General features: G+C 34.4%; 8 protein-coding genes and 5 pseudogenes. 9 read left to right on the forward strand and 4 right to left on the reverse strand.

Annotated features, from left to right (window positions below):
• Nucleotides 1-210: 210 nt before the first annotated feature.
• Nucleotides 211-1,761 (forward strand): annotated as a pseudogene (gene topB / locus ACSG5Z_RS01765) (DNA topoisomerase III); the annotation flags it as partial.
• 226 nt (nt 1,762-1,987) lie between these two features.
• Here the strand turns inward: topB and ACSG5Z_RS01770 are convergent.
• The 3 genes and pseudogenes from ACSG5Z_RS01770 to ACSG5Z_RS01780 all read right to left on the reverse strand — a co-directional run bounded on the left by ACSG5Z_RS01770 (nt 1,988) and on the right by ACSG5Z_RS01780 (nt 4,414).
• A pseudogene (locus ACSG5Z_RS01770) lies at nt 1,988-2,624 on the reverse strand (IS6 family transposase).
• 872 nt (nt 2,625-3,496) lie between these two features.
• The gene (locus ACSG5Z_RS01775; protein ID WP_435710536.1) at nt 3,497-4,057 is read right to left on the reverse strand and encodes a hypothetical protein; all 561 of its coding nucleotides are present in this window, start codon (nt 4,055-4,057) and stop codon (nt 3,497-3,499) included.
• Between the two features lie 129 nt (nt 4,058-4,186).
• A complete protein-coding gene (locus ACSG5Z_RS01780; protein WP_435710537.1) occupies nt 4,187-4,414 on the reverse strand; it encodes a hypothetical protein in 228 nt (75 codons plus the stop codon).
• Nucleotides 4,415-4,801: 387 nt separating this feature from the next.
• Between ACSG5Z_RS01780 and ACSG5Z_RS01785 the strand changes: the two genes are divergently transcribed.
• The 6 genes and pseudogenes from ACSG5Z_RS01785 (at nt 4,802) to ACSG5Z_RS01810 (ending at nt 9,446) form a co-directional block, all read left to right on the forward strand.
• Nucleotides 4,802-6,562, forward strand: a complete 1,761-nt coding sequence (locus ACSG5Z_RS01785) for a patatin-like phospholipase family protein (protein WP_435710538.1) — start codon at nt 4,802-4,804, stop codon at nt 6,560-6,562.
• A gap of 363 nt (nt 6,563-6,925) precedes the next feature.
• Nucleotides 6,926-7,099, forward strand: coding sequence for a hypothetical protein (locus ACSG5Z_RS01790; RefSeq protein ID WP_435710539.1), 174 nt, complete (start codon nt 6,926-6,928; stop codon nt 7,097-7,099).
• A 5-nt stretch (nt 7,100-7,104) separates the two neighbouring features.
• Complete coding sequence (locus ACSG5Z_RS01795) at nt 7,105-7,428, forward strand: hypothetical protein (protein ID WP_435710540.1); 324 nt, start codon at nt 7,105-7,107, stop codon at nt 7,426-7,428.
• A gap of 542 nt (nt 7,429-7,970) precedes the next feature.
• Nucleotides 7,971-8,177, forward strand: a complete 207-nt coding sequence (gene tnpA / locus ACSG5Z_RS01800) for an IS66 family insertion sequence element accessory protein TnpA (RefSeq protein ID WP_435710541.1) — start codon at nt 7,971-7,973, stop codon at nt 8,175-8,177.
• 145 nt (nt 8,178-8,322) lie between these two features.
• Nucleotides 8,323-8,451, forward strand: a pseudogene (gene tnpB / locus ACSG5Z_RS01805) (IS66 family insertion sequence element accessory protein TnpB); the annotation flags it as partial.
• Nucleotides 8,452-8,502: 51 nt separating this feature from the next.
• Nucleotides 8,503-9,446, forward strand: a pseudogene (locus ACSG5Z_RS01810) (transposase).
• A 120-nt stretch (nt 9,447-9,566) separates the two neighbouring features.
• Here the strand turns inward: ACSG5Z_RS01810 and ACSG5Z_RS01815 are convergent.
• The gene (locus ACSG5Z_RS01815; RefSeq protein ID WP_435710542.1) at nt 9,567-10,115 is read right to left on the reverse strand and encodes a hypothetical protein; all 549 of its coding nucleotides are present in this window, start codon (nt 10,113-10,115) and stop codon (nt 9,567-9,569) included.
• A gap of 180 nt (nt 10,116-10,295) precedes the next feature.
• Here ACSG5Z_RS01815 and ACSG5Z_RS01820 point away from each other — a divergent pair.
• Together ACSG5Z_RS01820 and ACSG5Z_RS01825 are read left to right on the forward strand one after the other, a co-directional pair.
• Nucleotides 10,296-10,592 (forward strand): annotated as a pseudogene (locus ACSG5Z_RS01820) (IS4 family transposase); the annotation flags it as partial.
• A gap of 116 nt (nt 10,593-10,708) precedes the next feature.
• Nucleotides 10,709-11,373: hypothetical protein (locus tag ACSG5Z_RS01825; RefSeq protein WP_435710543.1), on the forward strand; the 665-nt coding region annotated here is incomplete at its 3' end.

The raw sequence follows: 11,373 nt of genomic DNA on the forward strand, positions 1-11,373 counted from the left end.
TTTGAGCATCTTTTTTATTTGTGAGCATGAGAAAGAAATTGTTATATAATGAGTTTCTATTGTGAAGCCATAAAGAATAAGCGTATAATATTATAGTTATCCCATTACTGGGAGTAACCCGCGAATGATAAATAAGATTGTTCTTTTATCATCGCCTCTAAACAGATAGACAATGAAAGTAACACTGGAATACAGATAGGGAGTTATAAAATGAAATTAATTATTGCCGAGAAACCAGATCAAGGTTTGGCTCTTGTTTCACAATTTAAATATCGCCGGAAAGATGGATATTTAGAAGTAGAAGCGAATGAGTTATTTCCAAATGGAGCGTACTGTACATGGGCAATTGGTCATTTGACGCAGTTATGTAATCCAGAACATTATCACGCTGAGTGGAAGAAATGGTCGCTAAATACATTACCGATGATTCCAGAGCGTTTTCAGTTTGAGGTAACAAAGTCAAAGTATAAGCAATTTAACGTTGTGAAACAGTTGTTACATAACCCTCAGGTAACAGAAATTATTCACGCGGGCGATGCTGGTCGCGAAGGGGAATTAATCGTACGAAACATTATAAATCTTTGTAACGTGCAAAAGCCGATGAAACGTCTTTGGATTTCATCTTTAACGAAACAAGCTATATATCAAGGATTTAAAAATTTATTAGATGAAGCAGATACAATCAATACGTACTATGAGGCGTATACAAGGTCATGTGCGGATTGGGTCGTTGGTATGAATGCGTCACGTGTCTTTAGTATTTTGCTAAAGAAAAAAGGAATGAACGATGTATTTTCAGCTGGTCGTGTACAAACACCGACACTCGCATTAATTGTAAAGCGTGAAAAAGAAATAGAAAACTTTAAGTCTGAGCCGTTTTGGGAAGTGTTCGCAACCTTTAATATAGAAGGAAAGAAGTATGAGGGGAAATGGGAGAAGGATAGTGAATCCCGCTTAAAAGACCCTGATATGGCAAATAAAATTGCAGCATTTTGCCAAGGTAAACCGGCTGTAGTAAAAGAAATGAAAACGGAGCGTAAAGAGTTTCAGCCCCCGTTTTTATTTAATTTATCAGCACTGCAAGCGACAGCTAATAAAGCTTTTAAATTTTCACCGAAAAAGACGCTTGATATAACACAAGCACTATATCAAAAAGGGATAGTTTCTTATCCGCGTTCGGATTCTAACTATGTTACACAAGGAGAAGCAGCGACGTTCCCTGATATTTTACAGAAGTTAAGTCAGTTTGATGAATATAAAGGTTTATTGCCAGCACCAATTGAATCGATTATGAATAATAAGCGTTATGTGAATGAAAAAAAAGTTACAGATCACTATGCAATTATACCGACAGAGCAAGTTACAAATCCAAGCAAACTATCAGGTGATGAAAAGAAAATTTACGATATGATCGTAAGAAGACTGATTGCGGCGCATTATGAAGTAGCAATCTTTGACTACACAACGATTACAACTCTTGTAGACGAACGTGCTGAATTCATTTCAAAAGGAAAGCAGCAAATTCAAGAAGGTTGGCGTAAAGTTATTTTCCAAGACGATAAAGATGACGAAACAATTCTTCCAATTGTCGCAGAAGGTGAACAAGGAAAAGTTGTAAAGGTGAAAGTGAAAGAAGGAAAAACACAGCCGCCGAAGCGTTATACAGAAGGACAACTTATTACGTTAATGAAAACGGCCGGTAAGTATTTAGAAAATGAAGAGCTGGAGAAAGTATTAAAGAAAACAGAAGGTTTAGGTACGTTATCTATAAAAATTAATTGTGCATAAATAATAATGCTGATATAAGCTTTGATATTACTTGAATATTAATATGTTAGCTTTGTGTACATAAAGCCAAAGTGTACATAAATTGTTAGTTTTAATTAACTTCTCTAGTCACATATTCTCACCGGATATAAATGGAGAAGGTTAAATTACTAGCTGATGAAGCTAATTCAAACAAGTGATGGATGAATTCTTTTTGACTTTAGGCAGACGTCACCCTTTGATGAATCTGTTTCTTTTTAATCATGTGCATCACTTCAGTCACAGAGACGATGGTTTTTGTCGTTCGAAAGGATCTGAATCCTAACATCGTACGAGCGTGTTTCTTAATAAAACGGTGATCTGGTTCAGCGATGTTATTCAGGTATTTGACCTGCGTTATTTGGATGCCTACAGGCATCTTTTTTTCTTTAACCATTTAATAGCTATCGGATAAGTTGGGATTTTATCAACTGTTATGACACGAGATTTTGAAACATGAATAGACCGCAAAGCTTTCTTGAAGAAATGTTTTGCAGCCTGATGATCTCTTGTTTTACTTAAATAAAAATCAATTGTATGTCCTTCGGAATCAACGGCACGGTACAGATACATCCATGGGCCTATTACTTTAATATAAGTTTCATCTATTTTCCATCAATCATTGGTTGGTTTAAGATGACGTCGTACTCGCTCATCTAATTCAGGACCATACTGATGAACTCAACGCATAATCATTGTGTGAACAATTGACAAGCCTCGTTCCTCTATCATTTCCACTACATCACGAAAACTTAGGTTGTACCATAGTACCATCTGACTATTAGCAAAATAAGGTCCGGCTGATAATATTTCTGCACTAATCACGTTCCTTTTTAGATTGATAGTATGTCCAAGTTTAAGAAATTACTTGCAAATATATTAAATTTTTTTGCGCCAGAACCCCACTGGATGATATCCAATGTATTGACACCAAATAACGAAGCTGTTTCCTTGTATGAATAACACTTAGTTAAATAAAAATTTACGGCTTTCATTTTTGTTTTAAATGTATATTTTGACATAAAGGAACCCTAATTGTTAAAGTTCTTTATCCAACAATTGGGTGCAGTTCAAATAAAATAATGGCAAAGTGAGATTGTGTCGATTTTGTTCGCCCACTAATGAAATTTTTATTAGTGGACACAGTCTAAATACTAGTTTGAAATATAACGATGCATAAGAGGTTTTCATTTGATAAACGTTTTAATTAGAAACTAATAATAAAGGGGTTGTTTAGATACAGATCATGGTAGGATGAGAGAGGGGAATATTACAAAAAGGTTACTTAGCGGCAGCTTTGTAACGTGCTTTCTTCCGTCTTTGTAACAATCTCTTTAATAATCTTATTTACAGAAGAGTATAAAGAAGAGGAAAATTATTTTACAGTTGATTGACAATTTTAGATATGAAATAAGAAAGTTTACATCTATTGAATGGTAAGTAAAACGCATAAACCATCGGAGAACATCTTACCAAATTGAAAAAAACAGATTTTAAAGAAATGGAGATGAATGAAAACTTAGTTATACATATTTTCACTTAAATATATTTCTATAAAATGTATTTTTATAAATAGGTATAAAGCGAATCCACGAAAATATATCATCTTTCAATTGAAAGAAAAGCTCACGCCTTAATAAATGGGAACGTGAGTCAGCTATACGGGTTGTCTTTATTATTTTGAACTTTACTACCACCAGTTCAGAGGGCTGTTAGGGGTCATCAATTCTCTCCATATTTCTTTACTTGGAAGATCAGGATGAAGAAGGGTAAAAAGTGATGCAGCACCCTCAAGTGGATCCTCCCATGGTTGAAGTGTTGGCTTATCTTGAATGGATACAGTCATCGGCAGAACACTGTTAGACGAAACCTCAAGTTTGAGTGTTTTACCCTCTGGGGCTACACCGTATACTCTCGTAGATCCATCAAATATATCAAATGAAAAATCTCCTATTGAAGTAAGGGCAGAACCACCTGGTTTTACTTCTAAGCGATTCAGGAAGTCGCCTTCAGGATATCCATCTGGATAAATGGGACAGTTTTCCTCAGATATTTGAATAGGTACGTTTGTTTTCATCTTGCCAAATAAAGCTCCTGTAGTAGGTGCTATCCAAGTATAAAGTGAGCATCCATTTGTATCCAAATCATCTGCTGCGGAGGGACCACGATCGTAGCGATCCCAAGCAAGTATTACCCCCAAACCTCCAACTACTGATGCTGCTCCAGCGACATAAAGACCTATTTGTGGCATATTGTAAACCTCCTGTTTTTAAGCTAGGGACAAAGTAAAGTTATTGTCTCTGGATTAAATAATTGAAACATACAATTCATTAAGACAAATTTTCTTTAAGCAATAGATTAAGCTTATACTGATATAATTCTACTCACTAATGACCTCAGCAGAGAAAACCCAACATCCGTTTAAATTCCCACTAGCCGTAATGTTTTGTCCTTCGTAATAAGATAGGTCAATTTGTACACTTTCTGGAAATTGTGCAGCTTGCACGGGGATCCTGGTTAGCTTAACTTGATTACAATCAAGAGGTTCTCTATGCCTAATTTGAAACTGACCATTTTCTACGACTCCAAAATATTGATTTTCTATCATGTTTTCCTCCTTAAGATTTCAAAAATTAAGCCTTGAGTTCAGTATTTTTCACTAGCAAATCAGGATCAGGGTTATTTTTTACAAAAATATGAATTGTATACATATCAAACGCGATATAGATTTCAGACCTTTTAAACGAAATTCAATAAATAAGTATATGATTTTAAAATATTTGCTTCAAAAAACGAGTAATGTTGAATAGATTGGAAAAACATAGAGATATAAAATGTTACGTGTAAACAATAACAATAAGCTGCGATCTGAAGAATGGATAAGAACAGGGATTGATTCATTAATTGTTAATGTCATAAAAACTAAAAAAAACAACATAAATTTTAGTTATATTTTTAATAAAAAATTTTAAAGAAATAAAAAGGAGACATTGGTATGAATAAGGGAAATTTTAGAAAATTAGGATTAGCTCTTTCTGGAGGAGGATTTCGAGCTTCATTCTATCATATTGGAGTTCTCGCAAGGATGGCTGATTTGGGAATGCTTCGTTCTGTTGAAGTAATTTCTACTGTTTCAGGTGGCTCTATTATTGGCTCACTGTATTATCTTCATGTAAAAAAACTACTGGAAGAAAAGAGAGATGCTGAAATTAGGGATGAAGACTATCAGAAAATCATTGCAAAAATTGAAGTTGATTTTCTAAAAGCAGTCCAAAAAAATTTGCGTTTAAGAACCTTTCTTAATCCATTAAAAAATCTAAAAATGATTTTGCCTAATTACTCACGAAGTGATTATATTGGAGAACTGTATGATAAATTTTTATACAGAAAAGTCCTTGAAACAAATAATACCGAGCCTATAAAAATGAAGGATTTAATTATCACACCATATGGTGAGGATCATTCTTTTCACCCACTTAAGGATAATGAAAATAGAAATGCAAAAGTACCAATACTTCTGATAAATGCTACTATCTTGAATAATGGCCATAACTGGTGTTTTAGTGCTTCGGATATGGGGGAAACACAGATAGACCAATCAATAAAAAAATTTGATAAAAATTTCCGACTGAAAAGAGTGGAATCATATGAAGACATATATAAACACGAAGATTTTGAGCTTGGTTTAGCCGTTGCCGCTTCGGCTTGTGTGCCTGGAATTTTTGCCCCTCTTGCTATCAGTAATCTTTATGATGAGGAGATACGATTGCAATTAGTTGATGGCGGTGTCCATGATAATCAAGGAATTAGTGGGTTATTAGATGAACGATTAAATTGCACACATTTTATAATCAGTGATGCATCAGGACAAATGAAAGATGAAAGGAAACCTAAGGTGCAAATATCAAATGTGATCAAACGTTCAAATAGTATTCTAATGGACAACCTACGAGAGCAACAATTGTCCAATATACTTAAGGTACATTCAGATAATGTTGCTCTATTACATTTAAAAAAAGGATTGCCAGTGAAGAAAGTTTCCTACTTTGATAAAAAACATAATCTTAAGGGAGAAACTAAACTTTGTAATATAGAACAATCTTCTGAGGCTTTTGGGATAAATACATATGTTCAAAATCTTCTTTCCGGAATAAGAACAGATTTAGACTCATTTTCAGACGTAGAAGCTTTTTCTTTAATGCTTGACGGCTATAAAATAAGTCAGTTTGAACTGGACAAAAAAAACACAAAAAATTTTGTTATAAGTACTTCATTAAAAGTGAAAAGATATCAATTCTTTAAGGTGGATTCATGGATTTCAGCACCTGTAATTGATTCTTATTATAAAAATCTTCTTGAAATTGCAAGCGAACGATCATTTAAGGCTATTAGAATTAATTCGATATTAAAGGTTTTAACAGCTTTATTGATCATTCTTATATCCGGATTAATAATAGGTACATTCGGCTCAAGGTTTGTTAGTTGGGCAAACGAATCAATATTAAAAGGACAATTATTAGTAATGCTTCTTCTTTTAATCACCCTCTTTATTGTAGACAAAGGAATTGGCTTTTTTTCGCACCGAGTTTTTTCTGTATGGTTCCTGATAAATCCAATAAGATTTTTTTTTATATCTTTAACAGGGCCTACATTTATTGGACTTTATCTACTTACTTTTGATCGACTTTTTTTATACTTTGGCAGCCTTAAAGCTTTAGAAAAATCACAAAGAAAATTTAAAAAAACCAGAGAATAAATTCGGTTCTGGTGCAAATGGGTTCGGACAGCCAAACTACTATGAATATTGCCTACTGTACGAGCAATTTTTATTCGGAATTGAAAATTTAATACTGAATTTTCATGGTGTAAAAAACTGAGATGTTCAGTAATAACCTTATGTTTTTATTCGTATTTTGACAAAACTCGAGATTTGCACCAGAACCCCATGGGTTTAACACCTTTAACCTTTGGATTGGAATAGGGGAATCCTTTCGGAAGTATTGATAAAATATTATCTTGGTGATGCAGGCCAGGAGACGCCTATCACCGTCGTTTTCGGTTATATCAATATGCGAAAGAAATTATGGGAACATTTCATAAGGAATGAGAAAAAGCCAATTTGTCCGCAACTGTTGAAATTCCTATGCAATATATTACTGAAACTATCGAGTATTTACTTTTGCATTATGGAAGATATGGAGCAAATGTTTATCAAACATCTAAAAATATGATTGAAGAAGCAATTTGGTATTCTGGTTATATTGAAGCGAAGGTTTCTAAAAAATGGAGATAAAAATTTTGGAAATGATGAACCAGAAAGAAAGTATGAAGTATGCTTGGAATAAGAAAGGGGTACAGGCATATGAATCGCCATTTAGTATTTTTCAAAAGTTAATGTTTGCTAATATATGGTCTTTTAAAGAATTATACAGGGAGTTGGGTTCCCCAGAGTTTAAAAGTAGCAAAATTCCATTAATAAGTTATAAATTTGGAAATTTATATACATTAGATGATTTTGGTATTAATGAGATTTTTTGTAGATTATGTATTGATTTGCAGTTTAATCGTTTGAACATTTCGACACACATATATAGCGAATTTTTTAGGTCCGCATTTGTGTAAGTATGAAGAAGGAGTTATAGTATTGTGAGGTTTGTTTGAAATAAGGATATCATAGTATATTTCATCAATTTTATTATATTAATCAATGCTTTATTTATGGTACACCTTTATATAAAAATTGTCCCAAATTTCATTTGGATTTTATGTACAATTTGTGTAATTTAAAATTTCAGAAGCCGTTTCAATGTTTATGTAATTATTCTTTTTTGGTTGAAAATAGTGAGAGAGATTTTTTTAGTATTGGTTAGTTCCGATTTCTGTGAATGATAATCTGTGCATTCAAACTGTTTTCTCATTATCGAAATCAGCCACTTCGCCTATATGTATATGACTATGTACATTGGCAAGGAGAAATTCAAGGGTGTAAGGAATGTTGTTCGATATATAATTCGTATTCAAAATCAGGTTGGGGCTATATGTATAACATATACAAATTTATAAAAAATAATGTGATTGTAAGTAAGCGTCAAATATTCCCTACCTACAATTTGTAAATAACCCATGAGATATTCTCCTTACATACTACATGTGGAGGTTTTTTTATGAAAAGACACCTATTAAAGAAAGAATGGGAAACTTATATTCAAGACTATAAAAACAGTGGATTATCTAAAGTTGCCTGGTGTCAAAAACAGAACCTACCGGTTCATCGGCTATATTACTGCTTGAAAAAATTATCACCTGAAACTGAAGAGAAAAATAAAAATGAGCGTGTGAATTGGATTTCTATGAATGTCCCTGTCGTGTAAGAAAACATACATGCCACCATTCGAATTCACATTCAAGAAGCAACCATTGAATTAGATGTACTTTTTACTCCACAAGTGCTCCTACAAGTGATGCAAGCGGTGAAACAACAATGATATCAGAAATCGCAATTGAAAAGTATATCTTGCACAAGGGGCAACAGATTTACGTAAATCAATTGATGGACTAGCGGCTGTTGTAAAAGAAGAATTTGAGTTAGACTGTCTTCTTGTTAATTTGTTTTTTGTAATCGCTCACGCGAGAACCATTCTGTAAAAACCATATATATATAAGGAATTTGAATGATTTTGTCGAATGGATTTACCTATGAAAACAACACTTTCACATTCAAACCAACCCATAATTGAATCACTTCAAGCTCAAGTAGAGGAACTCACGGCAAAAGTGAGATGGTATGAAGAACAGTTTCGTCTTAGTCAACAAAAACGGTTTGGTACGTCTAGCGAAAAAACACCTAATAATCAACTCGCTTTAGAACTGTTTAATGAGGCTGAGAAAGAAAGTGAATCTGAAACACCCGAACCAGCTGTTGAAACGATCACCTATCGTCGCAAAAAGAAACGCGGTCATAGGGATGAGTCTATCCAAAACCTCACTCTTGAAACGGTTGAATATCGTTTACCGAATGAGGAACAGGTTTGTTCGTGCTGTGGTGGTGCTTTGCATGAGATGAGTGTAGAAGTCCGTAAGGAACTGACGATTGTCCCTGCGGAAGTAAAGGTGAAGGGACATAAGCGATATGTATACGCGTGTCGTAAATGTGAATTAGATGAGGTATCCACACCGATTGTAACAGCCAAGATGCCAGCTCCTGTCTTTCCTAAAAGTATCGATTCCCCATCAATTATGGCTTATATTATGATACAAAAATATGTGGAAGGATTGCCTCTTTATCGTCAGGAAAAGCCATCACTTATTGTTTGAATCAATGGAATCATCTTGAAGCTTTTTTATTAGACGGCCATTTAGAAATCGATAACAACAGGAGTGAACGTTCTATTAAACCGTTTGTAATTGGGAGAAAAAATTGGATATTCTTAAATACACCGCGAGGTGCTAGAGGAAGTGCCATCATGTATAGTGTGGTTGAAACCGCAAAAGAGAACAATTTAAGTCCCTATCATTATCTTCTTTATTTGTTTGAAACACTTCCCAATATCGATTTAAACAATAAAGAAGAAATTGATAAAGTCTTGCCGTGGTCAACGGATTTACCTCCTAGATGCAGAGTGTCGAAAAAAGTGAAGTAAACAAAAAGTAACTCCAAAATCAACTTTTATTGTATATCTTGGAGTTACTTTACGCTTACTTTTTGTTCAACAAAAGCTATTGCATTAAAATAAAAAACACCTCTTAGATAGATATAAATTTTATTCTAACCCTTGGTTAAGGATATCCAGTATTGATTCAGAGCCAATTTCACCCTTAATAAATTTTTGGAATGCATTCTTAATTTCTTCTGTAACTGGTCCTACAACTTTTGCTTCAAGCCACTCCAGAACACTCGCTCGATCTCTGTGTGCATCAATTTTAATTATTAACGCAATTCCATCTCTAATTGCTCCTTTGATTTGGTTTTCATATTTTCCTTCTGGTTCAAAACTACCATAACAATGCTTATGACGATCTGGTTGAGTCGCACGCCCTTCGACTGTTGTTTCTAAAAAGGGAGCCAAGATTAAACTTCTCCCCGACGGGGCAGTTACCGATAAAGTTACAGTATATGTTGTTTCTCCATACCTATCGTTATGAATACCATGTAAATGTCCCCATAAATAAGCCCCTACAATTTCATCTTTCGCTAAAATTGCCGTAAAGTCACCCTCAGCAAAATGTTTTATTTCACGAGATATTTCATGACTTGCCTCCGGTCCTGGTATTCTAACATCACTTTCGTCATAATCACATTGCCAACCCATATTTATCATTCCTTTCTGGATATTAGTGTACACAAGTACATCTGTAATCATATCGTAATATTCTTTTAATAAATTACAATTAATTGAGCGTGTTTTTTTATAAAATCTCCTATAGACATATCTTTATAGTTATATATCAAATAATATAATGTATTTTTTAATCATAATCAGATTGCAAGCTTATTTTTTAAAGGTTTTGAAACAGTGGTATTTAAAACAAAACCCGCTCAATTGAGACCGGTATATATACAAATTCATTTGGAAGACATCATGAAACAATTACAACCTGGCCAAGTGTATGAATTACATGATGTATATGTAGGAAGTAAAGACAAACTGCCTACTCGCATTGTAGTTTATAGATGTACCGAGGAGCAAAAACAGAAACGCCTACGTGATCGAGCTATTCGCGAAAAGAAAAAAGAAATTACATATACGACAGTGACCTTGTCACTATCCCATTTGAAAAAGTTTCTTAACATTTTTAAATCTTATTAAGAGAACTAAATGAATAACAAATAAAAAGTCTAGGCATCCTAGATTTTGGAATGATATGAAATTCATTTCAATAAAAAAACTGAGGTGACTAAACAATGTATACACTTAATAATTTTTACGATGCTAGTAATCAATTAACAAGATCAAATCAATTTGCCCCTCAGGGCATTTTAGGAGGTGTAATTGGTAGTATAGCTGGTGGCGCAATTGGAGATGCTTTAGGACAAAAAGAAATAGGTAGTACTATTGGAGGAATTGCTGGAGGATTCCTTCCTTTACAAGCTGGCCCGCAATTAGTTCCAATGGGATTCCTTGGTGATATTGTAGGGGCTGCTTCTCATGTTGCTGGTAATGCTATCGGTGGTGATGTTGGTCGTGCTGTTAGTACAATTGGAGGTGCTGCAGCACCGTTAATTCCATATCAAGCTGGCCCGCAATTAGTTCCAATGGGATTCCTTGGTGATATTGTAGGGGCTGCGTCTCATGTTGCTGGTAATGCTATCGGTGGTGATGTTGGTCGTGCTATTAGTACAATTGGAGGTGCTGCAGCACCGTTAATTCCATATCAAGCTGGCCCGCAATTAGTTCCAATGGGATTATTCGGTAATATTGTAGGGGCCGCATCACAAGTCGCTGGTAATGCTATCGGTGGTGATGTTGGTCGTGCTGTTAGTACAATTGGAGGTGCTGCAGCACCGTTAATTCCATATCAAGCTGGCCCGCAATTAGTTCCAATGGGATTATTTGGTAATATTGTAGG

Origin of the sequence: Bacillus pretiosus, from assembly GCF_051294775.1 — a bacterium.
GTDB lineage: Bacteria > Bacillota > Bacilli > Bacillales > Bacillaceae_G > Bacillus_A > Bacillus_A wiedmannii.

Excerpts from the sequence above, each read along its gene's own strand:
- ACSG5Z_RS01785 (WP_435710538.1), top strand. The coding sequence starts at position 4,802 with ATGAATAAGGGAAATTTTAGAAAATTAGGATTAGCTCTTTCTGGAGGA.
- ACSG5Z_RS01815 (WP_435710542.1), bottom strand. The coding sequence starts at position 10,115 with ATGGGTTGGCAATGTGATTATGACGAAAGTGATGTTAGAATACCAGGA.
- tnpA (WP_435710541.1), top strand. The coding sequence starts at position 7,971 with ATGAAAAGACACCTATTAAAGAAAGAATGGGAAACTTATATTCAAGAC.
- ACSG5Z_RS01780 (WP_435710537.1), bottom strand. The coding sequence starts at position 4,414 with ATGATAGAAAATCAATATTTTGGAGTCGTAGAAAATGGTCAGTTTCAA.
- ACSG5Z_RS01775 (WP_435710536.1), bottom strand. The coding sequence starts at position 4,057 with ATGCCACAAATAGGTCTTTATGTCGCTGGAGCAGCATCAGTAGTTGGA.